Below are 25,564 nucleotides of genomic sequence, written 5' to 3' on the forward strand. Positions count from 1 at the left end.
GAATTCGACCGTCAGTTCTTTCGTGTTTCGAATGTGTCGTGATTCAGGGTTCGTGACTACCAAGTCTTCTCCTTGAATCGGAGACCGATCGACGCCGGAATCTGCTTGGAGGAGATGCGCTGTCGGAACACCCAGTACGTCCAGCCCTGGTAGATGATCACCACCGGTGTCATGAATGCCGCGGCCCACGTCATCACCTTGAGCGTGTACGGACTCGACGACGCGTTCTCGATGGTCAGGCTGTACGCCGGATCAAGCGTCGACGGCATGACGTTCGGGAACAGCGAGGCGAACAGCAGCACGACAGTGGCGATGACGGCCACACAGGTGAGAACGAAAGCCCAGCCTTCGCGCTCGGCCCGCGTCAGGAAGACGACGCCGATCAGTGCCGCAGCAGCGGCGGCTACCAGAATCCACGTCCATCCCTTGCCGTAGGCGAGTTGCGTCCAGAGGACGAATCCGCCGGCGACCGGAATAGCCGGAATTGCCAGTCGTGCGGCAATTTTCACGGCGTCTTCACGAACCTCGTCGGCACTCTTGAGTGCCAGGAACACTGCGCCGTGGAGAGCGAACACCAGCGCGGTGGTCAGACCGCCGAGCAGCGCGTACGGATTGAGCAGATCGAAGAATCCCGACTCGACCTGCTTGTCGGCGTTGATCGCCACGCCCCGAACGATGTTCGCGAAAGCCACGCCCCAGAGAACTGCCGGGACCCAGGAGCCGAAGATGATGCCCCAGTCGCAACGCTGACGCCATTTGTCGTCGTCGATCTTGCTTCGCCATTCGATGGCACAGATACGAACGATCAAGGCCACCAGGATGATCAGCAGCGGTAGATAGAACCCGGAGAACAACGTCGCGTACCACTCCGGGAATGCCGCGAACATCGCGCCACCGGCGGTGATCAGCCACACTTCGTTGCCGTCCCACACCGGGCCGATCGTGTTGAGCGCCACCCGTCGACGCGTATCGGCCGGGAGGTCACTGCCTCTGCCGACGATCGGCATGAGCATCCCGACACCGAAGTCGAACCCTTCGAGGACGAAGTACCCGATGAACAGTACTGCGACGAGCACGAACCATACTTCTTGAAGTCCCATGATCGCCTCCTAGTACGCGAACGACAGTTGTTTGGGCTTGTCCGGATCTTCCGGCTCGTCATGATCTGCATCGCCTGGTGGATGCATGTCGTGCTCCAACGGGCCTTCCTTCGCGTACCGCACGATCAGCTTGAACCAGACGACTCCCAGCGCTCCGTACAGCAGGGTGAAGGTGATCAGCGAAGCCCAGACGGTAGCCGACGCGTGGTCCGAAACACCTTGGTCGACAGTGAGTCTGATCATGTCGACGCCGGTCGGATTGGGATGCACCACCCAGGGCTGACGGCCCATCTCGGTGAAAATCCAACCGGCACTGTTCGCCATGAACGGAGTGGGAATCGCGACGAGGCTGAGGATTCCGAACCACTTCTGGTCCGGGACTCGCCCCTTACGTGTGACCCACAGCCCCGCGAGAGCCAGTGCTGCCGAACCGGCGGCGAGGCCGATCATGGCGCGGAAAGACCAGTACGTGACAAAGAGATTCGGTCGGTAGTTACCCGGCCCGAAGTCCTGCTCCGCCTGCTCCTGCAGTTGATTGACGCCTTGCAGTTCGACGCCGGTGAACTTGCCCTCGGCCAACCATGGCAGAACGAACGGCACCTTCAGAACGTGCGTCACGCTGTCACAGTTGTTGTGAGTGCCGATAGTGAGGATCGAGAAGTCCGGATCCATCTCGGTGTCGCACAGCGATTCCGCCGACGCCATCTTCATGGGTTGCTGCTGGAACATGAGCTTGCCTTGGACGTCACCGGTGTAGATGATTCCGATTCCGGCCACGATCATGACGAGCAACGCGAATCGTGTTGCCGGACGGTACATCGTGCGCGCGTCGGACTCGAGGCGTTCGGCTTCGGCGGCCTCAGCCTGCTTGGCGCGGCGCATGTTCCGCACCATCCACCAACCACTGATGCCGGCAACAAACGTCGCCGCCGTCAGGAAGGCGCCGGCAACCGCGTGCGGGAAGGCAGCAAGAGCGGTGTTGTTGGTCAACAGCTCCCAGATACTGGTGAGCTCGGCACGACCCGTTTCAGGGTTGTACGTCGCACCGACCGGATGCTGCATGAACGAGTTGGCCGCGATGATGAAGAACGCCGACGCGTTGACGCCGATCGCCACGAGCCAAATGCACGCCAGGTGTACAAGTTTGGGCAGCCTGCCCCAACCGAAGATCCAGAGTCCGATGAAGACGGACTCCATGAAGAAGGCGACAAGGCCTTCCAATGCGAGCGGAGCTCCGAAGACGTCACCGACGAATCGCGAGTACTCGCTCCAGTTCATGCCGAACTGGAACTCCTGCACGATGCCGGTGGCTACACCGAGTGCGAAGTTGATGAGGAAAAGCTTGCCGAAGAACTTGGTGAGCCGATACCAGTGGTCCTTTTTGGTGACCACCCACATCGTCTGCATGATCGCGATCATCGGTGCAAGTCCGATGGTCAGCGGAACAAGGATGAAGTGGTAGACGGTAGTGATACCGAACTGCCACCTGGAGACGTCCAAAGTATCCATTGGCTACTCCGAGAGTAGGGCCCTGGGACAGGCTTCGGGGTTCGAGACGCGGGCAGTCGCTCGGCCCCTGCGGACACGGTACTGCTGTCCGGTTTGGACCGCAGGACTTTGCTACTACCAAATGTAGTAGAGACCTGTCGCGATTCCTATTCGCCTATCGCCCTGCTGAATCCGAATCAATTGCACGTTCAACCAATTCCGCGAATTCCCCGGAGACCTTCGGCTCTGGCAATGTGAGCCCGTCGAGTGTATGGACGCGTGCGGCCAGCGTGACGCTCGAAACCATCCACACTCCGTCGGCCGCAATCAAATCCGCAGGTCGGAGGGTTTCGTACCGGCAATCGAAGCGAGCGCTGCCGGCAACGTCGAACAGGGCACGCTGCGTCGTACCCATCAAAATGCCCTGTGCAGGAGGAGGTGTGATCAAAGTCCTGTCCCGAACGATCACCACCGTCGAGCGTGGTCCCTCCAACACATTGCCCTCGGAACTGACGAAGATCACATCGTCAGCACCCAAATTCGCCGCATATCGAAGCGCTGCCATGTTGGTTGCGTACGACAACGTCTTCGCGCCCAGTAGTTGCCAGGGTGCCCGGGCGGAGAGATCGACAGAGAAACCTCGCTCGAGAGTCATCACCGACAGCCCCGATTCACGGACCTGCCTGACCCGATCAGCCACCGGGCCGACCATCACGAAGGCTGTCGGCTTGTCACCGCTCTCACGGCCGCGGGTCAGAACGAGACGAAGGGCGCCTTCCTTCTCGGTCCCCCATTCCTCGGCAGCCATCTCGATCGCCAGACGCCAATCATCGAGAACCGGAGCGGGCAGACCGAGTGCCCGCGCGCTCAGAACCAGTCGACTCAGGTGTCCCTCGACCACCCGGGCGCGGCCGTCGCGTACCAACAGCGTCTCGAAGACTCCGTCGCCGCGCACCACCGCCAGGTCGTCGGCGTGCAGAAACGGTGCGTCAGCATCGAGCACCTCATGGTCGAGAGTCACCAATACGCGATCAGGCATGCCATCAACCCTAACGATCCGCCGAGCCGCCGGGGCCGCCCTGTAACCGCGATCCCGCCCACACTCCTAGACTGGTCTCGTGGTCGACAACGCTCTTGTGCCCAACAGCCCACTTCTGACTTCCCCCGGCGCGGTCACCGCACCGGACGGTTCGGCCGACATCGGTGTCGCGTGGCACTACGGCGATCCCCTCGGCGAACAGCGAACCGCGCAGCGCGCAGCAGTGGTGGTCGACCGCAGTCACAGATTCGTGATCGCCATTCCCGGCGACGAACGCCTCACGTGGCTGCACACGATTTCGAGCCAGCACATCGCCGCACTCCCCGACGGCAAGAGTGCCGAGAACTTGAGCCTGGACGTCAACGGACGCGTCGAGCACCACTTCGTGCAGACGGACCTGGCAGGTGTCACCTGGATCGACACCGAGGCGAACCGCGGACCCGACCTTCTCTCCTTCTTGAAGAAGATGGTGTTCTGGTCCAAGGCCGAACCTCGAGACGGCAACGAACTCGCGGTCCTGAGCCTGATCGGACCCGAAGCGTCAACTGTCCTCGCCGCACTCGAGGTTCAGACACCCACCGAGGCCTACGACGCTCACGCCTTGGCCGACGGCGGATTTGTCCGCCGCATGCCGTGGCCTACCGAGAACTCTTTCGACCTTCTCGTCCCACGTGAGCAACTGGCAGCGTGGTGGACCAGGCTGACCGATGCCGGCGCCAAGCCCGCCGGCAGTTGGGCCTTCGAGGCACTGCGCGTCGAAGCGACGAGGCCTCGCCTCGGACTGGACACCGACGAACGGACCATCCCGCACGAGGTCCACTGGATCGGTGGGCCGGCCGAGCACGGCGCCGTCCACCTCGACAAGGGGTGCTACCGCGGTCAGGAAACCGTCGCCCGAGTTCACAATCTCGGCAAGCCCCCGCGCCATCTCGTCATGTTGCACCTCGACGGCAGCGCCGAAGCCGTCCCGGAACCGGGTGACCCGATCACGGCGGGCGGACGGGCCGTCGGACGCGTCGGGACCGTCGTCAATCATCACGAGCTCGGCCCCATCGCACTCGCTCTGATCAAGCGCAACATCCCGGTCGACACCGAACTGATGGCCGGCCCCAGCGCTGCGTCCATCGATCCGGATTCGATCGTGGCGGACGACGCACCCCAGGCCGGACGTGAGGCTGTCAACCGATTGCGCGGAAAGTGACGGGCATGGTCGACGCGGTCTGCGTCGTCCACACCGAACGTGACAGTGGCGTCAGGCGAGTCCCCCGTACCGCGATCGACAAGCGTCCCGTCGACGGCCGCGTCGCGGTAGGACGACTCGGTCTGGGTGGCGACTACGTCTGCGACACCGAGTTCCACGGCGGCGCCTTCCAAGCTGTCTACGCGTATCAGCGCGACGAAGCGCAGCGCTGGTCGGACGAATTGGGCCGACCTCTCGGCCCCGGATGGTTCGGCGAGAATCTTCACATCAGCGGGATGCTCGTCACGGACGCCGTGATCGGCGAGCGTTGGCACATCACCGGAGCCGAGGCGTCGGACGTTCTCGAACTCGAGGTGACTGCTCCCCGCGTCCCGTGCGGCACCTTCGGCATCTGGGCCGCGGAAAAGGGCTGGGTCAAAAGATTCACCGAGCGGACCGACGTCGGCGCCTACCTTCGCGTCAACCGGACCGGCACGATCGCCGCGGGCGATTCGGTCACCCGAGTCCACGTACCGGATCACGGAGTGACTGTTCGAGAGGTCTTCGCCGGAACGGACCCTGAGCGGCTTCGACGGCTGCTCGCAGAACACACCGACCTTGCACCGAACGTCACCGCGCGCGTCCAGAGGTTCATCGAACAAGCAGAAGCGCAGGTGCACTCGTGAGTATCGAATTGGTGGAAGTGGTCCGCTCCGGATTCCGCGAATGCGTGCATCGCGGATCGGCCGTCATTCTCGGCGCCGACGGCGAGGTCGTTGTCGGACTCGGGGAAATTCACACACCCATCTACCCGCGCTCGGCGAACAAGCCGCTGCAAGCCGTCGCTGCGCTTCGTAACGGCTTTGCACCCACCAGCCCGGAAGAGCTGGCCGTCGCGTCGTCCTCACATGCGGGCGAGGCCGATCACATCGAACTGGTCGCAGCGCTTCTCGCTCGCTACCAACTCGGTGTCGACCAGTTGCAGTGCCCCTCCGATCTGCCGGGCAACGAACTGGCCCGAGCCGAACTGATCGCAGCGGGCGAGCTTCCCAGCCCGATCTACATGACCTGCTCGGGCAAGCACTCCGCGATGCTCGCCACGTGCGTCGTGAACGACTGGCCGCTCGAGACGTACATGGAGCCGACTCATCCCCTCCAACTCGCGATCCAGGAGACGATCTTCGATCTCAGCGGCGAGGAAGAGCAGGAACTCGGCATCGACGGTTGTGGTCTCCCGATCGTGCCGCTCTCGCTCACGAACCTGGCTCGGGCATTCGGACGCCTGCCCTCGGCTGAGCCCGACTCACCCGAACGAGCTGTGGCCGACGCGGTCCGCGAGAACCCCTTCCTCGTCTCGGGCACCGGCCGCAACGATCAGCGCCTGATGTCCGCCGTGCCGGGTCTGTTCTCCAAGACCGGATACGACGGCATCTACGCCGGAGCGCTTCCCGACGGTTCCGCTTTCGCCCTCAAGATCGACGACGGTCACGAGCGGGCACTCCTGCCCTTGGCGGCAGCTCTGCTCAAGCGGATGAACACCGAGTGGACCGAGGAGTTGGCGGCTCTCGCATCCGCTCCGGTCTTCGGCGGCGACGCCCGAGTGGGGACGATTCGCGCAATTCCCGGAAACTTCTGAGCAGTTCTCACAAAGTTCTGACGAGTTCTTTCAGCATCCTGGCAGCTCGCGGCCATAGTGAGAGCAATCAGACACGGCGGTGAGGCCTTCGTGGAAGCGGAAGCGACTTTTCCACGCTAGAGTGTGTGTCAGGAAACTTACACACTCAAACGGGGCCGCCAAATTCCCCAGGCCGCCCCGCGAAAGCGCGAGGGGGTCAGCCATGGGCCGCGGCCGGGCTAAGGCAAAGCAGACCAAGGTTGCACGCGAATTGAAATACAGCGTACCGACCACGGATTTCGACAGCCTGCAAAGAGAGCTCGCAGGTGGATCGACCAACTCGCATCGGAGCAGTGTCCGATCGGACCAGACTTCCGATAGGGAAGGGCATGCGCGAGAGGACGACTACGACGACTGGCGGCGTTGACCGCGCACTGCCACCGCGCAGACTGTGAAATGAGGAAGAGCTGATCGCTCTTCCTCATTTTTGCGTTCCATTTTCCGCCTCGCGCCTACTTGTACGGACACACAAAACTGCCCCACCGGATCTCTCCGACGGGGCAGCTGACGTTGCGGTCTAGAAGCGCGGGTGGTCTCCGGCCAGGAACGCACGCTCTGCAGCGGCGTCCGACGCCTTCTTGACGCTACCGAGCGTCCAGCAGTCGATGTGGCGTGCGGTGAGGACGGCAAGTGCGCGGTCGACGTCCTCGGGTGCGACGACGGCGACCATGCCGACGCCCATGTTGAACGTCTGCTCCATCTCGGCGCGCTCGACGCGTCCGCGCTGCGCGATCATGGCGAAGACCGGAGCGGGGCTCCAGGTTCCGCGATCGAGTTCGGCGACCAAGCCCTTGGGCATGACGCGCGCGAGGTTGTTGGCGAGGCCGCCACCGGTGACGTGGCAGAACGTGCGCACGTCGGTCTCGGCAGCGAGTGCCAGGCAGTCCTTGGCGTAGATCTTGGTGGGCTCGAGCAGCTCCTCACCGAGCGTGCGGCCGAACTCGTCGACGTGTGCGCTCAGGTTCATGCGGTCGATCTCGAGCAGGACCTTGCGGGCCAGTGAGTAACCGTTGGAGTGCAGTCCCGAAGAACCCATCGCGATGACGACGTCGCCGGGGCGAACGCGATCCGGTCCGAGCAGCTTCTCTGCCTCCACGACGCCGACACCGGTGGCGGAAAGGTCGTAGTCACCGTCGGCCATGATGCCGGGGTGCTCGGCGGTCTCGCCGCCGAGGAGAGCGCAGCCGGCCTGGATGCAGCCCTCGGCGATTCCGCTGACCAATTCCGCGACGCGCTCGGGGATGACCCGGCCGACGGCGATGTAGTCCTGGAGGAACAGCGGCTCGGCGCCACAGACGACGAGGTCGTCGACAACCATGGCGACGAGGTCGAGTCCGACCGTGTCGTGCTTGTCCATCGCCTGCGCGACAGCGAGCTTGGTTCCGACGCCGTCGGTCGATGCGGCGAGCAACGGCTCCTTGTAGTCACCCTTGAGGGAGAACAAGCCGGCGAAACCACCGAGGCCACCCATGACCTCGGGGCGGCTGGCCTTCTTGGCCAGAGGGGCGAAGAGTTCCACCGCCCGGTCGCCTGCGGCGATATCGACTCCTGCTGCCGCGTAGGAGGCGCCTGCGGTGCGGTGACTGTCCTCGGTCATCGGGTTACTACTCCAGCCTTGTATTTCTCGCGAGCACGTATTGCTCGTGCACAGGTAAGTGGTCTTGCAATGTGAAGTGTTTGCAATCCTCGTGACGCGAGATGGATCGTTCGACTCGAGACCCAGAGCGCGCACACAAATACCGACGATTACGCCCATACGCTACCGGACCGGCCCCCTCGGTGAGACCTCGCGTACCCCGAGACGTCAGTTCTGCAGCCGCGCACCGATCGAGGCGTGCAGTGCGCGCAGACTGTTCTGCCCGAGTGCGACCGTCTCGGATTCGATGTGTTTGAGGAGGTGTCCGTCGTGGACGACCTTCTCGCTCGACTGGATCAGTACCGTCCCGGCTCCGGTGAAATCGAACTGGCGTTCTTCACCGGTGTTCGCGCCGAACATGCTTCCGCGAACCGCGCCCAGGAAACTCTGCATCCAGTCGGCGTCGAAGTGGTGGGACGGCGACGGGCAGTCGGCCCAACCCACCAACGCCTGCGGGTCGATGCGCAGCGGCGGCTCCGCGAACATGACCGGGCCATTGGACGACGCCAGGAACTTGCCTGTCCCCAGTAGCGTCAAAAAGCCTGGGACGATGGACTGTTTGAGGTCCAGGCTCGTCTCGAAGGCGAGGAGATTGGCCGCGCGAATCGTGAGGTTGCCGTCGTCGAGGTCATAGGAATTGATGTTGAATCCGCGGTCCCCGAGGATCAACTTGCCCTGTCCCTGAGCGAGCACCCAGTCGTCCGCGTAGAGCGGTGAAGAGAACCTGGCCGCGACGATCGCCGTCATGCTCGTGCGCCCGAGCGGCTCGAAGTTGATGTTTCCGTAGTACGCGATCATCGCGCCCTTGGACGTGAACCACGGCTGCCCGGCCATCTCGACGCAGAAGGCGTAATCATTGCCCGGGACGTTGTCGTTGGCGGGCAGAGTTGCCGGATTGTGAATTTCGATACCCATGCTCTGTGCCCTCTCAGAACTTCTGCTCGGACGCCTGGACCCAGACGGTGCCGGCGCCGGTCATCTTCAGCTGGATGGACTCCCCCGAGCCCTTGCCGACGGCCTCGCGCCAACCGACGTTCGCGGAGATGTCGACGTTGATCTGACCGATGTGGCACACGTATGCCTGCGGGTCGACGACGACCTGAGGATTGTTCGGACCGACCTGCAACGGAATCGCGCCCCCGTGCGAGAGAACCGCGACGCTTCCCTGTCCGTGCAACTGCGTCGTGAACAGGCCTTGACCGGTCATGGCGCCACGTACGGCTCCGCGCACACCGCCCTGCGACGTGAGAGCGACTATCGAACTCTGGAGGTAACCGTCGTGTGCGAGGAGTCGGTCGGCTTCGACGGTGAGCATTGACGACCCGTCGAGGTGGATGACCTCGACGTACAAGCCGGCGTGCCCGTAGAAGACCTCACCGTTTCCCTCGGCCGCCATCATGCGTGCGTGTTCGCCGGACATCATGCGGCCGGCCATCCCGGCGATCCCGCCCATGTTCGGCATGGCGCCGGGCCCACCGCCCATGCTGTGCGGGATGAAGCGGACGTCGCCGGTGTAGTAGAGCATCGACCCGGTGCGGGCGAGCACGTTCTGTCCCGGTGCGAGGGTCGACTTGACGACCTTGCTGTTCACCAATTCCAACGGCATGGGTCAGCGCTCCTCAGGCTGGATGTAAACGACACCGGATCCGTCGAATCGCAGCGAGAACGCTTCACCGCTGCCACCGCCGATCGCGGAGCGCCAGGTGACGTCGGTGACGAAGCTCTGGTTCAGCTGACCGCGGTGAGCGACGAAGGCGTCGGGATCGGCAACCAGCGGATACTGCGGGCTGACTTCGAGCGCGATGATCGGTCCGCCCTTCGACAGCACCGCCACCAGACCGGTGCCGCTGACGACCGTCGTGAACAAGCCCTGTCCGGAACCTGCGCCGCGGAGGCCGGCAAATTTCACATCGGTTCGCAGCTGTCCGACCAGTGTGAGCAATTGTGAGGCTTCGACGTGCAAAGCGTCGTTGTTGAGCTCGATGATCGTGATGTCCTGGGCGTCGACCGCGAAGTAGACGGTGCCTTGTCCGCTGACTTCCATCAGGGACAGTGATTCACCTGCCGCCTTCTGTTTCAGCGCGGCACGTAACCCACCGCCACCGCCCATTCCGGCGTTCTTGAAGGTAATCGCACCCTCGTACGCCACCATCGAGCCGTTGATCGCTTTAATGGTGTCCCCCACCAGGTCTGCGACCAGGACCCGGTGCCCATCCATTCTCAGTTGCGCCACGGAGGGCACTATGCCAGATGCTCACGACGTATGCCGTGTCGTGGAACAGAAAGTCGTGAACAGAAAATCTGCCGCCCACATGCTGCGGACGGCAGATTCTCGGCTGTCGAATTTCAACGATTCTGATGTTCAGGGGCGGCTGAGCGCGCTCGCATTGTCGTTGTCGCGAGTGGCCGTCGAACCTGCGGTGCTCTCGAGCATCCCCTCGAGGACGTTCTTGCCGATCGACGTTTCCTTGGGAAGCGCGATCGGGTAGGTCCCGTCGAAGCACGCGGCGCACAGACGGCTGGCCGGCTGCTCGGTGGCGGCGATCATGCCCTCGGTGGAGATGTATCCGAGGGTGTCCGCTCCGATGGAACGACGCACACCGTCGAGCATCTCCTCGAACGTCGCATCCTGTCCGCCCGCGCCGTTGGCAATCAATTCGGCCGGTGAGGCGAAGTCGATGCCGTAGAAGCAGGGCCACTTGACCGGCGGCGAGGCGATACGGACGTGAATTTCAAGGGCGCCGGCTTCGCGGAGCATCCGGATGAGCGCACGCTGGGTGTTACCGCGGACGATCGAATCGTCCACCACCACAAGGCGCTTGCCGCGGATGACTTCCTTGAGCGGGTTGAGCTTGAGCCTGATACCGAGCTGACGGATCGTCTGCGACGGCTGGATGAACGTACGGCCCACGTAGGCGTTCTTCATCAAACCCTGGCCGTAAGGAATGCCTGAGCCCTGTGCGTACCCGACTGCTGCGGGGGTGCCGGACTCGGGAACGGGGATGACCAGGTCACCTTCGGCGGGATGCTCGCTGGCGAGCAGACGGCCGATCTCGACGCGGGTCGAGTGGACCGAACGGCCACCGATGACGCTGTCGGGACGGGCAAGGTAGACGTACTCGAAGACACAGCCCTTGGGCGTCGGATTCGCGAAACGTGAGGAGCGAACGCCGTCGGCGTCGATCGCAAGCAGCTCACCGGGTTCGATGTCGCGAACGAACGACGCACCGACGATGTCGAGGGCTGCCGTCTCGCTGGCGACTACCCAACCGCGGTCGAGTCGACCGAGGCAGAGCGGGCGGATGCCGTGCGGATCGCGCGCTGCGTACAGCGTGTGCTCGTCCATGAAGGTGAGGCAGAACGCGCCCTCCAACGTGGGAAGCAATTCCATTGCGGCCTGTTCGATGGTGCTGTCGCCGGCAGCGTGTGCCAGGAGACCACCGATGAGGTCGGAGTCGGAAGTCGCGGCATTGGGGCGCTTGTCGTTGACCAGGCCGGCTGCACGGGTGCGGCTCGCGAGTTCAGCGGTGTTGACCAGGTTGCCGTTGTGGCCGAGCGCGATGCCGGTACCGGCAGTGGTCGTACGGAAGATGGGCTGCGCGTTCTCCCACGTCGTGGAACCGGTGGTGGAGTAACGGCAATGTCCGACGGCGACGTGACCTGGCATCGCTGCGAGGGTCTGCTCGTCGAATACCTGGCTGACCAGGCCGAGATCCTTGAACACCAGCACCTGGGAGCCGTCGGCTACCGCAATGCCGGCAGCTTCTTGACCACGGTGCTGAAGTGCGTACAGGCCGTAATAAGTGAGCTTCGCCACATCCTCTCCCGGCGCCCAGACGCCGAATACACCGCATTCTTCGCGGGGCTCGTTCTCGTCCTCGTCGGACGGGTTCGAAGCGAGGAGATTTGGACTGTTGACCGACAGATCGGCACGAGTCACCGGGCGCTCCCTTTGTGGGCAGGGGTTGGGGGGCATCCACAGTCTACGGCCATTTTGGGACTCACTTCCCCTGAGGGCTGCCTTGGGTCTCAGATCACGCCGAAGCGAACCGGATGGTCTCTGTCACTACGCCAACCGGAGCAGTGGGAGCCAGTGCGCAATTTCGGGGGCGCGGCTACCTGAAGCGTCGACTCGTCCGTCCCCTGCGGCCTCGGAGAACTCGAGCAGTCCGGTGACCATCTGCAACCACGTGCGAGCGTCCGTCTCGACGACGTTGGGCGGGGTTCCGCGCGTATGACGTGGACCTTCGATGCATTGCACGGCGACAAACGGCGGCACCCGCACCTCGACGCTCGATCCGGGGGCGATCTGTTCGAGAGTGCGAGCACTCATCTTCACTGCGGCGCCGAGTTCAGCGCGAGAAGGCTTCGGAAGTTCCGGATCGCGAAGCCACGGGCCGACAGCCAGGACTGCGGCACGGAATTCGGCGGGGTCGACGGCGCGGCGGGGCGGCATCAGTTCACCCCATGTCTGCGAGTAGCGATACGAACCGCAAGTGCGCCACCGGCATTCGTGGCCAGGTGCAGCAGGGCGGGGGCAAGTACGCTGCCGCCACGGCGGTGCAGCCACTCGAACAGCAATGCCGAAGCGCCGGTGAACGCCACGGCTGCGGGAACGTTGTCGCCGGCGCCGCGGGCGGGGGCGACGTGCCACAGCCCGAAGGTCAGTGCGTGAACAGCCTGCGCGGTCGGCCTGTTCAGTTCGCGGCTCCAGACGGCCGACATCGCGCTGCGGAACAACAGTTCCTCGGAGAGCACTGTGCCGAACGGGATGTGCAGGATGATCCATTCGAGGAAGTCTTCGCGCCCGTCTGCTCGCTCGTCGGCAGCGAGAGTCGCGCGCAACGAGGGAACGGCTAAAGCGACGCTGTAACCCGTAAGCACTGCGCCGGCCGCGGCTCCGCCGAACCGGGTGCCACCACGAATGCCGGTGTGCGCCAAGCCGAGTTCCTCGCGGGTGTAACCACGTGCGAGTAGGACGCCGATAGCCGACAGACCAGCCGCGGTGTTGACCACGGCGCGGGCACGAGGCGAAAGACCGAATGCCGGAAGCACGACGTTGCTCCAGGTGATCGCGGCGGCGGAGAGCGCGATCGAGGCTGCTCCCCTCACTTTTCCGGGCCCTCGGATTTCACGGCGACAACCAAAGCCGATCGCACCCGCTCGGTTTCTGCGGCCGTCCATCCCTCGGGCTGGGCAACGCTGATCCAGGCGTCCAGAACGGAGGTTCCGTAATTGTGACCATGGCCGTCCGGAACTCCCGCGGCGTTGCCGAGGTCGGCCGACACCTGCCAGAACGTCACGACCGGGAACCATTTCATCGACGGTGAGCGGTCGAATCCCGGTACTTCCTTGAGCCACTCGGGACGATTGAACATGAGGTCGGGCGACCACCACACCACCGGATCGGAAGGGTGCTGGACAAACAGAACTCGCGGCTCCGGCCACGTCATCCCGTCGGTCGGAATGTCTTCGGAGCGATCCGCGAACCGCACGCCGGCCAGGCCGTCCGCGTATACGGGCGCTACTTCGGGGGTACCAGGATCGCGCCTCTTCTCGATCGAACGCCACAACTGCGTCGCGTTCGGCGGTCCCACCCACAGAATTCCGTCGGCGGTATCGCGCGCCGCCTGCAGTGTGTCGAAGGCTCCGGCGCCGGCCATGACGCCGAGGCTCTCGCCGTAGACCATGAACTTCGGCCTGGTGGCTTCCGGTTCCTGGAGCCATCTTTCGTGCACCCGCTCGATCAACAGGCGTCCGGCAGCTTGCGCCTTCTCCTGGTCGGCGAGGAATGAGATCCAACTCGGTAGGTACGAGTACTGGCTGGCGACAAGAGCAGTGTCGCCGTCGTGCACAAGTTCGATTGCCTGCGCCGCAGTGGGATTGACCCACCCCGTACCCGTCGTCGGAATGACCACGAGAACCTTGCGCTGGAATGCGCCGGTCCTCTCCAGCTCCTTGATGACCAGATCCATACGCTCTTCGGGATCTTCGGCGCTTTCAAGTCCGGCATATACGCGAATCGGATCCATCGCAGGCTTACCGGTTGCCGCTTCGAGTTCCTGCGCGTCGAGTCCGCGCGAGACGAAGTTTCGTCCCTCGAACCCCAATGTGTCCCAGGGAGCGGCTGATTCGGGGCTACCCGATTTCATCGGATCCTGCGGTTCGACGACGCCGTCGCGAGTGGTCGAGTTCTGCAGACTGAAGATCGAGTTGGTCGCTGCATAGATTCCGCGGACCAGGACGCCGTCGACCAGCATGAAGAACAGGACGGTGACAACCAGGACACCGACGCCATTGGCCACCGACCGTGACCAGTGGAACCGCCGCATCAGCTGTCGGGCAATCAGTTTCACCAGATCGTGGAGGACCCGCCAGATCGAGATGAGCAGGCCACCGACGAGCAGGCTCAGTCCGAGGGTTCGGATGTAGCCGGAAGTGGTCGTGCCTTCGGCATCGGTCAGTGCCGCGATTTCACGTTGCCACCCGGCCGCGTAGACCAGCATGATGATCGCCGCGACGATGGACGCGACCGGAACGAAGACCTTGATCGCGGAAGGCACCGGCTCGGGCAGTGGCCACCACCGTCGACCGCTGAGCAGGTATCGCTCGACAGCCCAACCGATCGCAGTACCGACGCCGTAGCCGATGGCCGAGTTGATACCGCCGATCAGACCTTGGAAAAGCCAATCGCGCGGCAACAGCGAAGGGGTCAACGACCAGCAGAAGAAGAACGCGGCAAACGCGATGCCGGTGAAGTCGAGTTTGAGGAGCCCCCACGCCCACTCGGTGAAGCGGTTGTCGAGCTTCTCGAGGGGTGCGGGAACAGCCAGCCGCGGGTGGTGTTCCTGCGGCTGGCTGTCAGAAGAAGTCAGTTCTCCGGAATCGACCATCTATCACCCGAACAGTGCGGGCAGCGTTCCCTCGAAGGCCTCACGGAGCTTGGCCATCGTGACGGAGAAGTGTCCCTGGACCTCGACGGAGTCGCTGCCCTCGTCGACGACCCCGATACGCGTCCACGGCAAGCCGCGGGCGGTGCACATACCGGTGAAGCGAGTCTCCTCGGTACGCGGAACTGCAACGAGGACGCGTCCCGACGATTCCGAGAACAGGGTCACGAACGGATCGGCGCCCTCGGGAATCAGGATGCGGCAACCGGTTTCGCCGGCCAGCGCGGCTTCGACGACAGCCTGGGCCAGTCCACCCTCGGAGAGGTCGTGGGCCGCGGTGACGAGACCGTCACGCGAAGAGGCGAGCAAAATGTCGGCGAGCAGTTGCTCACGGGCGAGGTCGACCTTCGGCGGCACGCCACCGAGGTGACCGTGCTCGACCTGCGACCAGATGGAGCCGTCGAACTCGTCGCGGGTGTCGCCGAGCAGGATCAGCGTCTCGCCCGGCTCGAGTCCGAGGCCCGTCGGGATGCGGCGGTGAACGTCGTCGATCACACCGAGGACGGCAACCACCGGCGTCGGCAGGATTGCCGTGGATCCGGTCTGGTTGTAGAAGCTGACGTTGCCGCCGGTGACGGGGATGCCGAGGGTGGCGCAGCCGTCGGCAAGGCCGCGAACGGCCTGCTGGAACTGCCACATGACACCCGGGTCCTCGGGAGAACCGAAGTTCAGGCAGTTGGAGACGGCCTTGGGCGTTGCGCCCGTGACTGCCACGTTGCGGAAAGCCTCGGCCAACGCGAGCTGCGCACCGGTGTACGGGTCGAGCGCGGTGTAGCGGCCCGAAGCGTCGGTGGACAGTGCGATCCCGCGTCCGGTCTTCTCGTCGATGCGGATGACACCGCCGTCGGCGTTCTCGGCCAGGACGGTGTTTCCGCGGACGTAGCGGTCGTACTGCTCGGTGATCCACTTGCGGCTGCACAGGGCAGGCGAGGCGATCATCTTCAGCAGGGTCGCTTCGAGCTCGGCGTCGGTTTCGGGACGCTTCAGTCCGGCGGTCGTATTCGCGATCAAGGCATCCTGCGTTGCCGGACGCTCGACGGGGCGGTGGTAAACCGGACCCTCGTGCGCGACGGTGCGCGGGGGAACGTCGACGACGGTCTCGCCGTGCCAGGAGATGGTGAGGTGCTCACCGTCGGTGACCTCGCCGATGTCGGTGGCCAGGACGTCCCACTTCTTGCAGACCTCCATGAACGCATCGACGTTCTCGGGCGTGACCACGGCGCACATGCGCTCCTGCGATTCGCTCGAGAGCACCTCGGCCGGGGTCATTCCGGTGGCGCGCATCGGAACCTTCTCGAGGTTGATGTGCATGCCGCCGTCGCCGGCCGCGGCCAGCTCGGAGGTGGCGCAGGACAGCCCGGCGCCGCCGAGGTCCTGGATGCCGACGACGAGGCCGGCCTTGTAGAGGTCGAGACAGCACTCGATGAGCACCTTCTCGGTGAACGGGTCGCCGACCTGAACCGCGGGCAGCTTCTTACGTCCGCCGGTGTCTCCACCCTCGTCGTCGAACGTCGCCGACGCGAGGACCGAGACGCCGCCGATTCCGTCGAGACCGGTGCGTGCGCCGAACAGGATGATCTTGTTGCCCGCGCCCGAAGCGAAGGCCAGATGCAGATCCTCGACGCGCATGACGCCGGCAGCGAGGGCGTTGACCAGCGGGTTACCTGCATAGGACTCGTCGAACACCGTCTCGCCGCCGATGTTCGGCAGGCCGAGGGAGTTTCCGTATCCACCGACACCACGCACGACACCGTCGACGACGCGACGGGTATCGGGGGCGTCAGCAGCACCGAACCGAAGCTGATCCATGACGGCGATCGGACGAGCACCCATGGCCATGATGTCGCGGACAATGCCGCCGACACCGGTCGCCGCACCCTGGTAGGGCTCGACGTACGACGGGTGGTTGTGGCTCTCGACCTTGAACGTGACTGCCCAGCCGTCACCGATGTCGACGACGCCGGCGTTCTCACCGATACCGGCCAGCATGTTGGCGCGCATCTCGTCGGTGGTGGTCTTGCCGAAGTATCCGAGGTGGACCTTCGAGGACTTGTACGAGCAGTGCTCGCTCCACATCACCGAGTACATCGCCAGTTCGGCGTCCGTGGGACGGCGGCCCAGGATCTCCTTGATGCGTGCGTATTCGTCGTCCTTGAGACCGAGCTCCTTGAACGGCTGAGCGGCATCGGGATCAGCCGATGCGTGCGTGACGGTATCGACCTGGTGAGCAGACACTGGAGAGTGGTCCCTTCCCTACGGGAGTCAAGAGGCAAGCCGGCGCGGAGCGGGACACCACGAATGTGCCCAACGAAAGAACGTGCCGGGGGACAGTCTATCGGTGTGGGCCGACGACTTCCGCAGACGGCAGCACCCGCAACACCTCCGGGCCTGCGAAGTATCGCCGGTCACACCCGCCCCGGTTGGGTGATCCGGTCGGTTTTCCTAAAGTCAGGGCCGGCCCACTCTCTCCCTCGAAAGGCCTCGCATGCCCCAGGATGTTCGTCAGTCCGACCTCACGGCACAGTCCCAGTCGGTGACCACTCCCCTCACTCCGGCTGCAATTTTCCTGGTCGCGACCGTAAATCCGGGTGGCGAGAACACCACACGAGAACTACTCGCCGACGTCGCCGGCCTACAGCGCGCCGTGGGGCTGCGCGTCCCCGGATCAGGTTTGGATGTGGTGACAAGCATCGGTTCGTCGGTTTGGGATCGACTGTTCGCCGGTCCGCGCCCCGCGCTACTGCACCCGTTCACCGCTTTGCAGGGCGACGTTCACTCGGCGCCGTCGACTCCCGGCGATCTGCTCTTCCACATCCGCGCGATGAGCATGGATGCGTGTTTCGAGGTGGCTCGGCAGATCACGAAGCGACTGCACGGCGCAGCCACGGTGGTCGACGAGGTTCACGGCTTCCAGTACTTCGAGAACCGAGACCTCATCGGCTTCGTCGACGGCACCGAAAATCCGGTGGGCCGCGACGCCGTCGCCGCCGTGACTGTCGGAGACGAAGATCCTGCGTTCACCGGAGGAAGCTACGTCCATATCCAGCGCTACGTCCACAAGATGCGGGACTGGGAAGCAATCACCGTCGACGAGCAGGAACGTGTGATCGGACGCAGCAAGCTCGAGGACATCGAGATGACGTCCGAAGTGAAGCCGGCCAACTCGCACGTAGCCCTCAACGCAATCAAGGACGAGAACGGCAAGGCTCTCGAGATCCTGCGTGCCAACATGCCGTACGGGCGCCTCGGCGACGACGAGATCGGCACCTTTTTCATCGGCTACTGCCGCACGCCGGCGATCACCGAACGGATGCTCGAGAACATGTTTCTCGGCAACCCTCGCGGCAATTACGACCGTCTGCTCGATTTCTCGACGGCCGTGACGGGCTCGATGTTCTTCACTCCGAGCGCCGACTTCTTCGAGGATCTACCTGCTGCACCCGCTGGGCTCTCAGCCGTTTGACTGCCCGCTCCCAGCTACCCACCCTCTAACTACGCGGCGTGAGGAACGCACCGAGCGCGTCGGCATACATGCGGACATCTGCCGCGCCCATCAGCTCGCGGGCAGAGTGCATCGCGAGCTGAGGCGCGCCGACGTCGACGGTGGACAGTCCGGTGCGTGATGCCGTGATCGGTCCGATGGTGGAGCCGCACGGCAAATCGGCGCGGTGGACGTAGCGCTGCATCGGCACTCCCGCCTGATCGCACGCGAGCGCGAATTCGCCGGCACCGGCCGCATCGGTGGCGTAGCGCAGGTTCTGGTTCACCTTGAGTACCGGCCCACCGTTGATCTCGATCCGATGAGCGGGCTCGTGGCGGTCCGGGTAATTGGGGTGCGTCGCGTGTGCCATGTCGCCCGACGCGCATACCGAGCCGGCCATCGCCTGCAGGAATTCTTCGCGGCCACCACCGCGTCCCAACACGATCCGCTCGAGCACGGTGTTCAGCAGGTCCGAGAAAGCTCCGCGATCGGACATGCTGCCGACCTCTTCATGATCGAAGAGAGCAAGCACTGGGACCTGCTGACCGGGCGACTCAGCCGCGGCCAAAAGTGCTTGTGTCCCTGCATAACACGTGCCCTGATTGTCGAGCCTGGGGGCGCTGACCAATTCCTTGTCCACCCCCACGACTGCGCTGGGCGCAAGGTCGTGTGTCATCAATTCCCAGCCGAGAACCGACGACGCGGCTACACCCGCACGCTCGGCGACAAAGCCGATGAACGACTTGGGCTTCGAACCCACGCCCCAGATTCCGTTGACGTGCCTCTGCGGATCCAGCGTCACACCCTTGCGATCTTCGGACAGGTGGATAGCCAGCTGCGGAACACGAAGAATCGGGTCGTCGATGCGAACCAGCTTCTGCTCCACAGTGTTTCCCACCCGGACACTCAATCGGCCGGAGATACCGAGATCGCGGTCGAGCCAGGAGTTCAGCCACGCACCGCCATACGGTTCGAGGCCCACCATCTGCCACCCGGCCGAAGTGAGGTCGGGATGCTGTTTGACCCGCAGGTTCGGGCTGTCGGTATGACCTCCGACAATCCGGAACGGAGCGGTGTTTCCCACGCCCTCGGTGCTCCAGGCGATCAGCGAACCGCCTCGCACGAGGAAGTACCGTCCGGGCTCGGCTGGCCACGACTGCGTTTCGTGGACTTCGACGAACCCGCCGGCCGTCAGCTCGGTCGCCACCGTCGCGCACACATGGAACGGCGACGGTGACGAATCGACGAAGCTGCACAAGCCGTCTGCGTCGGCCCCGGTCAGAGAAGCCGCCCCGGCCCGAGCCGCCCGAGAAGTCTGAGAAGTCATGCCTCTCATCATGCCCGAACAGGTGTCCGGGATATCAGTGGCCACGAATCAGGTGAGCACAGAATCGGTTAGCTCAGGCGTGAGGACCGGACACGCAGAACTGATTCCCATCAGGATCGAGGAGCGTCACCCAGCGGAAACCGTCCATGTTTTCGCGGTGGTGCTCAGTTGCTCCGGCCTCGACGAGCCGCGCCACCTCGGCGTCGAGATCCGGACTCCCCAAATCGAGATGGATGCGATTCTTGCCGGCGGTGGGGTCCGGGACCTTCTGGAATGCGAAGTTGGTGGCGCTGTCAGGGACCGAGACGATGTAGAACCAACCGTCGTTTTCCTCGACGATGTTTCCGCCCAACTGCGCTGCCCACCACGTTGCGAGCGGACCGGGATCGAGACTGTCGAAGGTGATCATGCCGAGTTTGAGAGTCATGCGCACACGCTAATGGAAGCCACCGACAAAGACTCTCGATCTCGGGCTGAGATGAGACGATCGTCGAGTACGACTCACAACGCTGCGCGACCGTGTTGCAGAACCACTCTTCGCCGTTATCCACTTCGACCTCGAGCCGAACCTGATCACCTTCACCGCAACAGGTCTTGCCGTCGGCCTTCTCGCGGCCGCCCTGCTTTATGTCCGGAACTACTCGCTCACACGAACGAACTAGCGGGCGCGGAGATCACTCGACCGCTTCGAGTTCCGCGACACTCCCGTCCGAGATCACCCGGACGTGGCGGGTGATCTTCTCGATCGGCCAGTCCCACCACGCAATTCGCACCAACTTCTTGATGTCTTCGGCACTGAAGCGGCGCTTGATCTCCGTTGCCGGGTTGCCGCCGACAATTGCGTAGTCCGGGACGTCGCGCGTTACGACGGCGCCAGTGGACACGATCGCCCCGTGACCGATCCGGACACCGGGCATGACTGTCACGTTCCCGCCGAACCACACGTCGTTCCCGACGACGGTGTCACCGCGTGACGGCAGATCCTGCACCAAATCCATGTGCCTGGCCCAATCACCGCCCATGATCGGAAACGGGTAGGTGGAGACACCGTTCATACGATGGTTCGCGCCGTTCATGATGAAGGTGACACCGGTGGCCAGGGCGCAGAACTTGCCAATCACCAGTTTGTCGGGACCGTAGTGATGCAACACGTTTCGAGTCTCGAACTCTTCGGCGAACTCCGGATCGTCGTAGTAGGTGTACTCCCCTACCTCGATCAACGGGTTGTCGATCAACGGCTTCAGCAACACCACTCGCGGTTGCCCGGCCATCGGATGAACATTTGTGGGATCCGGCGCGTTCACTGCTTACTCCGATCCGTCGGCGCGGTGTCGCCGACCGCAGCAAGACTATCTGGTTCCTGCTGCGATCGACCGACAAGCGAAAACGTACCGGTGTCAGCCCAGGAGACCCTTGGCGATATGGGTGACCTGAATTTCGTTGCTGCCCGCATAGATCATGAGCGACTTGGCATCACGCGCCAACTGCTCGACTCGGTACTCGGCCATGTAGCCGTTTCCACCGAACAGCTGCACGGCTTCCATCGCGACCTCGGTCGCTGCGCGCGAGGAGTACAGCTTCATCGCCGACGCCTCCGCCAGGCTCACTTTGTCTCCGGCTGCGGTGCGCTCGATCGCATTGAAGACCATGTTCTGCACGTTGATTCGAGCGACCTCCATCTCGGCGAGCTTGAGCTGGATGAGCTGGAACTGCCCGATCTCGCGTCCCCACAGTTTGCGGGACTTCGCGTATTCGATACTCAGACGGTGGCATTCGTTGATGATGCCGAGAGACAGGGACGCGATGCCGATGCGTTCGGCGGCGAAGCTCTCCTTGGCGCTGGATTTGCCGTCCGACTTTCCGCTGTCCTCGGTCTCGCCGAGCAGACGGTCCTTGGTGATGCGGACGTTGTCGAAGAACAGCTCACCTGTGGGTGAGGAGTTCATGCCCATCTTCTTGAACGGCGGGCTCTGGGTGAGACCCTCCATGCCCTTGTCGAGGATGAAGGCGAGCACCTTGCGATCGCGACGATCAACCGACGCATCGCCCTCGTCGAGCTTTGCGTACACGATCATCACGTCGGCGTACGGACCGTTGGTGATGAAGGTCTTGTTGCCGTTGAGAATGTAGTCGTCGCCGTCGCGGCGTACGTAGGACTTCATGCCGCCGAAGGCATCCGAGCCGGAGTCCGGTTCGGTGATCGCCCAGGCGCCGACGGTCTCGAATGTCACCAGGCCGGGGAGCCAGCGTTCCTTCTGCGCGAGTGTGCCGCGGCTGCGGATAGTTCCGGCGGCCAATCCGAGGCTGACACCCAACGATGCGACCAGGCCGAGGCTGACTCCGGCCAATTCGCTGTTGAGCACGACGCCCATGCTGCCGGCGCCGCTGAAGGCGCTCGACTTCTCACCGTCACCGGAGGGCGCATCGCCGCGCTCGCGTGCCAGCGACTTCTCGAGGCCCTCGCGTGCCATGTCGGCCAGACCAAAGGTCGAGTACAGCTTGCGAATGATGTCGAACGGCGGCAGCGCACCGCTTTCGAGCTCGTCGACGTGAGGTCGCACCTCTTTGTCGATAAAGCCCCGCAAGGCGTCGCGGAACATCAGGTCGGTGTCGGACCACTCGTACATGTGCCTGAACTCCAGTCGGTGAACGATCGAGAGACTGCCGAACGACAGCCACACACCGAATATAGAACACGTTCCAAAACCGGAACAGGATTCAGCTGATCAGTCCCATTCGCTGCGAGATCCACGTCAGCTCCTGCTCGACGCCGGCCGACCACACCGAAAAGCTGTGACCACCGGGAAGCTCGAGATACCTGGCGTCCATTCCGGCCGCTTTGGCCGCTTCGTACACCTTTTGCTGACCGGGCTTGAACTCATTGTCATCTGTTCCGACGACGAACACTCCGCCCGAGTTCGGGAACTTCCGAGTCGCCAGCAGGTCCATCGGATTCACCTTCACGAACGCCGCTTCGTCGCCGCCGAATATCTCGTCGACGGTTCGCTGTCGGTCACCGAGCGAAGGCTCCAACTGACCGGACAGATCGAGGAATGTCGGGTACACCTCGGGGTAATTGGTCGCCATCTGCAGTGAGCAGGTGCCACCGTAGGAGAGCCCGCCGATTGCCCACGCTCGCGGATTCGTGTCGATCTGGAACGCATTCGCCACCGCAGCGGGCAAGTCCTTTGCCAGATACGTGCCGACCTTGCCCTGTGACGAGTCGGTGCACAGCGGATTGGCCATCTGCGACCCTGTTCCATCGGCTATCACGACGACTGGAGCCAACCCCTCGTGATCTCGTGCAAAGGCATCCATTGTCGCGGTCAGCTTTCCGCCCTGGAGCCAGTCCTCGGGCTTGCCAGGCTGACCTGCCATGAGCACGAGCACGGGAAGAAGCGGACGCGGATTGGTGAAGTACGACGGCGGCAGATATACCTGCGCGTCGCGCGCGGAGAATCCTGAAATCGTCCCGGGGACAGGCAAAGTCGTGACCCGTCCGCGAATCGGCATGCCCTCCGGCGCTTTCCACACAGTGTCGGTGGGATCGCCGGTGACAACAGGATCGGTCGGACCGGGAACTTCACTGAGTGAGATGCGGTCGAAATCGTCGTGTCCGAACGCAATTCCCACAGTCGGATACGCGGCGAAAACCAGATTGATCTGCGTCGCGGCAGTGATGACGACCAGAACCGTCGCGATCACGGACAGGAGCGCTTTCGCGACGGTTCCGCCCGCCTTGATTCGCGGCCCGAGAAGTAGCAACGCGTAGATACCGATTCCGATCCACACGTAGATCGACATCTCGATGGGATCGGGGAACGGCACGATCACCTTTTCGACGGTGATCCACACGGCGATCATGATCACCAGCGCAATCAGCCCCGCGATCGGCACCGCTCTGCGGTAGTACCAGCGCACGTTCGAACCGAGCAGCCACACGCCACCCAGGACCCCAAGGACAGTCAGGATCACCGGCAGCGGTCCCGAGATCAAACTGATTCGGTAGAGCCAGTCCACGTCAAGCCTCTCGCGCGTAGAAATGTCGCACGCACGAGGCTAGACGACGACGCTAGTACTCTGTATCAGGTGACATTCATCAAGGTCTGTGGCCTACGCGACGTTGACACGGTCGACCTCACGGTGGGCCTGGGCGTCGACGCCATCGGTTTCGTCTTCGCCGAGAGCGTCCGCAAAGTCGACCCCACACTCGCAGTCGCTCTGCTCGCGCGAGTTCCCGATCACATCCGTGCAATCGGAGTCTTTCTCGGCAACCCGATCGGACAGATCCTCGAGATCGCGAAGATCACCGGGCTTCGCACCGTACAGGTTCACGATCTTGTCGACGCCGAGCAAGTGCAGCGGCTGCACGATGCCGGCCTCACCGTCATCCGCGCGGTCGTCTCCAGCAACGTCCGCGACGGTTACAATCTCGACCTCGGCGAGGACGAACTCCTGATCGACGGCGCAGACGCCGGATCAGGGGTGCCGTGGAACTGGGCCCAACAGCAATCGCGCCCGCAAGGCCAGTGGATCCTGGCGGGCGGACTGTCCCCGGACAACGTTCGCGACGCACTCGATGCCACCGGCGCCTGGGGCGTCGACGTCTCCAGCGGCGTCGAATCCTCCCGCGGCGTCAAGGACCACACGTTGATCGAGAAGTTCGTCAGCGCTGTCCGGCAGACCGATCACTCGAAATAGGACGCGTAGTCACTGAAAGCGACTTGACCGGTGGGACTCGCTTTCACGGCGTCGGCAACGGCCGGCGGAATGGGAGCCCAGTTCGCAGGCATGGCCGCCGCCAGTGACGGCTTCAAGATGTAGAGCAGTGCGAAGTTCACTATCCAGAGCGGCGGCGCCATCGACATGCCGACTTCCGAACTCACATTGCCTTTGGTGTTGGTCACCAGCTGCGCTGCTCCCGAAATCTGTTGCGCTGCAAATCCGTAGACTGCCTGCACCGTGTATGCCGACTGATAGAGCGCAATCAGAGTGTGCGTCGCACCGTTGTTGCGCAACCAGGTGCCCACGAAACCGCCAGGGGCGATCAGCGTATTCACCTGTCGCGTCGGCGCATCCGCGTTGGCCGGACTCTCCAGCAATCCGTCTGGATTCACGTACAACCCGTAACTGGCCAGAACCGACGGCGTCGTGCCGGAATAGAGGGGCCGCCCGTTCGTATTGGTGAGAATCCGAGCGCATTCGTCGATCACCGCGGCGTCCTCGCGATTTCCGCCGACCCCTCCGCCGGAGATGAGATCGCGATACTGCTCCTCGGTCAAAGCGTCGGCTGGTTCGAGTCCGATCTGCGCGGCAATCTCTTCCGCAGTCTGCTGACCGAGTGGCTGGTTGAGTTGATCCGGAGTAGTCATCTGCGTGGGCGCGACGCTCTCGTAGACCGGTGCCCCGGCAAAAGGGATCACGAACCCGGTATCGACTGTGTCTGCAACGGGTTGCGCGCCGGCCATCTGAGTGGTGGCAAACGAAAGTACGCACACCCCAACCAAAGCCAGAACCGAGACGGTCCCGCGATGAGACCTTGCTCGGTGAGATTCTTGTCCACGTCTACAGCCCTCGCCTGAGAAAGCCTTGCCTGCAATTCCGTTGCCGCGCATAGGTCAACCTCCCGGAACGCAGTCGGGCGAATCAACTCGAGCTTGCATCTCAGTCAAACGCTGTGACCAGCGC

At 63.5% G+C, this 25,564-nt stretch carries 24 protein-coding genes; 6 read left to right on the forward strand and 18 right to left on the reverse strand.

Going from position 1 to position 25,564, the window contains the following annotated elements:
- Positions 1-56 precede the first annotated feature (56 nt).
- The 3 genes from cydB to ACBG85_RS23015 all read right to left on the reverse strand — a co-directional run bounded on the left by cydB (position 57) and on the right by ACBG85_RS23015 (position 3,627).
- Positions 57-1,100 carry a cytochrome d ubiquinol oxidase subunit II gene (cydB, locus tag ACBG85_RS23005; RefSeq protein ID WP_003939727.1) on the reverse strand — a complete coding sequence of 348 codons (1,044 nt, stop codon included), beginning with the start codon at positions 1,098-1,100 and terminating at the stop codon, positions 57-59.
- A gap of 9 nt (positions 1,101-1,109) precedes the next feature.
- Positions 1,110-2,609, reverse strand: coding sequence for a cytochrome ubiquinol oxidase subunit I (locus tag ACBG85_RS23010; protein ID WP_003939875.1), 1,500 nt, complete (start codon positions 2,607-2,609; stop codon positions 1,110-1,112).
- A gap of 154 nt (positions 2,610-2,763) precedes the next feature.
- Positions 2,764-3,627: an aminodeoxychorismate lyase gene (locus ACBG85_RS23015; RefSeq protein ID WP_007733829.1), complete on the reverse strand. Its 864-nt coding sequence runs from the start codon at positions 3,625-3,627 to the stop codon at positions 2,764-2,766.
- Positions 3,628-3,706: 79 nt separating this feature from the next.
- Here ACBG85_RS23015 and ACBG85_RS23020 point away from each other — a divergent pair, with 79 nt between their 5' ends.
- From ACBG85_RS23020 to ACBG85_RS23035, 4 genes are all read left to right on the forward strand, one after another.
- The gene (locus tag ACBG85_RS23020) at positions 3,707-4,828 is read left to right on the forward strand and encodes a folate-binding protein YgfZ (RefSeq protein WP_007733828.1); all 1,122 of its coding nucleotides are present in this window, start codon (positions 3,707-3,709) and stop codon (positions 4,826-4,828) included.
- Positions 4,825-5,493, forward strand: coding sequence for an MOSC domain-containing protein (locus ACBG85_RS23025; RefSeq protein WP_042451408.1), 669 nt, complete (start codon positions 4,825-4,827; stop codon positions 5,491-5,493). Before ACBG85_RS23020 ends, ACBG85_RS23025 begins: the two co-directional genes overlap by 4 nt.
- Positions 5,490-6,443, forward strand: coding sequence for an asparaginase (locus ACBG85_RS23030; RefSeq protein WP_003940365.1), 954 nt, complete (start codon positions 5,490-5,492; stop codon positions 6,441-6,443). Before ACBG85_RS23025 ends, ACBG85_RS23030 begins: the two co-directional genes overlap by 4 nt.
- 202 nt (positions 6,444-6,645) lie before the next feature.
- Positions 6,646-6,849: a DUF3073 domain-containing protein gene (locus ACBG85_RS23035; RefSeq protein ID WP_003940337.1), complete on the forward strand. Its 204-nt coding sequence runs from the start codon at positions 6,646-6,648 to the stop codon at positions 6,847-6,849.
- A 150-nt stretch (positions 6,850-6,999) separates the two neighbouring features.
- On the opposite strand, the gene purM is transcribed toward ACBG85_RS23035, so the two are convergent.
- The 9 genes from purM to purL form a co-directional block, all read right to left on the reverse strand.
- A complete protein-coding gene (purM, locus tag ACBG85_RS23040; protein ID WP_003940225.1) occupies positions 7,000-8,079 on the reverse strand; it encodes a phosphoribosylformylglycinamidine cyclo-ligase in 1,080 nt (359 codons plus the stop codon).
- Between the two features lie 207 nt (positions 8,080-8,286).
- The gene (locus ACBG85_RS23045; protein ID WP_003939813.1) at positions 8,287-9,033 is read right to left on the reverse strand and encodes an AIM24 family protein; all 747 of its coding nucleotides are present in this window, start codon (positions 9,031-9,033) and stop codon (positions 8,287-8,289) included.
- A 13-nt stretch (positions 9,034-9,046) separates the two neighbouring features.
- The gene (locus tag ACBG85_RS23050) at positions 9,047-9,724 is read right to left on the reverse strand and encodes an AIM24 family protein (RefSeq protein WP_003939918.1); all 678 of its coding nucleotides are present in this window, start codon (positions 9,722-9,724) and stop codon (positions 9,047-9,049) included.
- Between the two features lie 3 nt (positions 9,725-9,727).
- Positions 9,728-10,336 carry an AIM24 family protein gene (locus ACBG85_RS23055; protein ID WP_372027899.1) on the reverse strand — a complete coding sequence of 203 codons (609 nt, stop codon included), beginning with the start codon at positions 10,334-10,336 and terminating at the stop codon, positions 9,728-9,730.
- 144 nt (positions 10,337-10,480) lie between these two features.
- A complete protein-coding gene (gene purF / locus ACBG85_RS23060; protein ID WP_003940541.1) occupies positions 10,481-12,058 on the reverse strand; it encodes an amidophosphoribosyltransferase in 1,578 nt (525 codons plus the stop codon).
- Positions 12,059-12,184: 126 nt separating this feature from the next.
- A complete protein-coding gene (locus tag ACBG85_RS23065) occupies positions 12,185-12,574 on the reverse strand; it encodes a sterol carrier family protein (protein WP_003939745.1) in 390 nt (129 codons plus the stop codon).
- On the reverse strand, positions 12,574-13,230 hold the full coding sequence (locus tag ACBG85_RS23070) for a CPBP family intramembrane glutamic endopeptidase (RefSeq protein ID WP_372025009.1): 657 nt from the start codon (positions 13,228-13,230) through the stop codon (positions 12,574-12,576). The genes ACBG85_RS23065 and ACBG85_RS23070 overlap by 1 nt, the downstream gene beginning before the upstream one ends.
- Positions 13,227-15,011, reverse strand: coding sequence for an alpha/beta hydrolase (locus ACBG85_RS23075; protein WP_372025012.1), 1,785 nt, complete (start codon positions 15,009-15,011; stop codon positions 13,227-13,229). Before ACBG85_RS23075 ends, ACBG85_RS23070 begins: the two co-directional genes overlap by 4 nt.
- A 3-nt stretch (positions 15,012-15,014) precedes the next feature.
- The gene (purL, locus tag ACBG85_RS23080) at positions 15,015-17,303 is read right to left on the reverse strand and encodes a phosphoribosylformylglycinamidine synthase subunit PurL (RefSeq protein ID WP_037125770.1); all 2,289 of its coding nucleotides are present in this window, start codon (positions 17,301-17,303) and stop codon (positions 15,015-15,017) included.
- A gap of 250 nt (positions 17,304-17,553) precedes the next feature.
- Here purL and ACBG85_RS23085 point away from each other — a divergent pair, with 250 nt between their 5' ends.
- Entirely contained in the window at positions 17,554-18,531 is a 978-nt protein-coding gene (locus tag ACBG85_RS23085) for a Dyp-type peroxidase (RefSeq protein WP_204855427.1), read from the forward strand.
- A 25-nt stretch (positions 18,532-18,556) separates the two neighbouring features.
- Here the strand turns inward: ACBG85_RS23085 and ACBG85_RS23090 are convergent, their stop codons facing one another.
- From ACBG85_RS23090 to ACBG85_RS23110, 5 genes are all read right to left on the reverse strand, one after another.
- Positions 18,557-19,876 (reverse strand): M18 family aminopeptidase, encoded by a 1,320-nt coding sequence (locus ACBG85_RS23090; RefSeq protein ID WP_228401288.1) that lies wholly within the window; start codon positions 19,874-19,876, stop codon positions 18,557-18,559.
- A 73-nt stretch (positions 19,877-19,949) separates the two neighbouring features.
- Positions 19,950-20,303, reverse strand: a complete 354-nt coding sequence (locus tag ACBG85_RS23095) for a VOC family protein (protein ID WP_372025016.1) — start codon at positions 20,301-20,303, stop codon at positions 19,950-19,952.
- Positions 20,304-20,550: 247 nt separating this feature from the next.
- Positions 20,551-21,147: a CatB-related O-acetyltransferase gene (locus ACBG85_RS23100; RefSeq protein ID WP_372027901.1), complete on the reverse strand. Its 597-nt coding sequence runs from the start codon at positions 21,145-21,147 to the stop codon at positions 20,551-20,553.
- A 126-nt stretch (positions 21,148-21,273) separates the two neighbouring features.
- Positions 21,274-22,503: an acyl-CoA dehydrogenase family protein gene (locus tag ACBG85_RS23105; protein ID WP_007733810.1), complete on the reverse strand. Its 1,230-nt coding sequence runs from the start codon at positions 22,501-22,503 to the stop codon at positions 21,274-21,276.
- A 91-nt stretch (positions 22,504-22,594) separates the two neighbouring features.
- A complete protein-coding gene (locus ACBG85_RS23110; protein ID WP_047271090.1) occupies positions 22,595-23,896 on the reverse strand; it encodes an esterase family protein in 1,302 nt (433 codons plus the stop codon).
- A 69-nt stretch (positions 23,897-23,965) separates the two neighbouring features.
- Between ACBG85_RS23110 and ACBG85_RS23115 the strand changes: the two genes are divergently transcribed.
- Positions 23,966-24,577, forward strand: coding sequence for a phosphoribosylanthranilate isomerase (locus ACBG85_RS23115; RefSeq protein WP_042451422.1), 612 nt, complete (start codon positions 23,966-23,968; stop codon positions 24,575-24,577).
- On the opposite strand, the gene ACBG85_RS23120 is transcribed toward ACBG85_RS23115, so the two are convergent.
- Positions 24,565-25,491 carry a hypothetical protein gene (locus tag ACBG85_RS23120; protein ID WP_211920839.1) on the reverse strand — a complete coding sequence of 309 codons (927 nt, stop codon included), beginning with the start codon at positions 25,489-25,491 and terminating at the stop codon, positions 24,565-24,567. The genes ACBG85_RS23115 and ACBG85_RS23120 overlap by 13 nt on opposite strands.
- Positions 25,492-25,564: the final 73 nt, after the last annotated feature.

The sequence above is a fragment of the Rhodococcus sp. NyZ502 genome (assembly GCF_041464245.1).
Lineage (GTDB): Bacteria > Actinomycetota > Actinomycetes > Mycobacteriales > Mycobacteriaceae > Rhodococcus_F > Rhodococcus_F qingshengii.

Bases quoted from the DNA above. Each gene is read 5' to 3' on its own strand.
- ACBG85_RS23085 (WP_204855427.1), top strand. From the start codon at position 17,554: ATGCCCCAGGATGTTCGTCAGTCCGACCTCACGGCACAGTCCCAGTCG.
- ACBG85_RS23065 (WP_003939745.1), bottom strand. From the start codon at position 12,574: ATGCCGCCCCGCCGCGCCGTCGACCCCGCCGAATTCCGTGCCGCAGTC.
- ACBG85_RS23010 (WP_003939875.1), bottom strand. From the start codon at position 2,609: ATGGATACTTTGGACGTCTCCAGGTGGCAGTTCGGTATCACTACCGTC.
- ACBG85_RS23100 (WP_372027901.1), bottom strand. From the start codon at position 21,147: ATGGCCGGGCAACCGCGAGTGGTGTTGCTGAAGCCGTTGATCGACAAC.
- ACBG85_RS23095 (WP_372025016.1), bottom strand. From the start codon at position 20,303: ATGACTCTCAAACTCGGCATGATCACCTTCGACAGTCTCGATCCCGGT.
- ACBG85_RS23055 (WP_372027899.1), bottom strand. From the start codon at position 10,336: ATGGATGGGCACCGGGTCCTGGTCGCAGACCTGGTGGGGGACACCATT.
- ACBG85_RS23050 (WP_003939918.1), bottom strand. From the start codon at position 9,724: ATGCCGTTGGAATTGGTGAACAGCAAGGTCGTCAAGTCGACCCTCGCA.
- cydB (WP_003939727.1), bottom strand. From the start codon at position 1,100: ATGGGACTTCAAGAAGTATGGTTCGTGCTCGTCGCAGTACTGTTCATC.
- ACBG85_RS23015 (WP_007733829.1), bottom strand. From the start codon at position 3,627: ATGCCTGATCGCGTATTGGTGACTCTCGACCATGAGGTGCTCGATGCT.
- ACBG85_RS23105 (WP_007733810.1), bottom strand. From the start codon at position 22,503: ATGTACGAGTGGTCCGACACCGACCTGATGTTCCGCGACGCCTTGCGG.
- purM (WP_003940225.1), bottom strand. From the start codon at position 8,079: ATGACCGAGGACAGTCACCGCACCGCAGGCGCCTCCTACGCGGCAGCA.
- ACBG85_RS23090 (WP_228401288.1), bottom strand. From the start codon at position 19,876: ATGACTTCTCAGACTTCTCGGGCGGCTCGGGCCGGGGCGGCTTCTCTG.
- ACBG85_RS23075 (WP_372025012.1), bottom strand. From the start codon at position 15,011: ATGGTCGATTCCGGAGAACTGACTTCTTCTGACAGCCAGCCGCAGGAA.
- ACBG85_RS23035 (WP_003940337.1), top strand. From the start codon at position 6,646: ATGGGCCGCGGCCGGGCTAAGGCAAAGCAGACCAAGGTTGCACGCGAA.
- ACBG85_RS23045 (WP_003939813.1), bottom strand. From the start codon at position 9,033: ATGGGTATCGAAATTCACAATCCGGCAACTCTGCCCGCCAACGACAAC.
- ACBG85_RS23120 (WP_211920839.1), bottom strand. From the start codon at position 25,491: ATGCGCGGCAACGGAATTGCAGGCAAGGCTTTCTCAGGCGAGGGCTGT.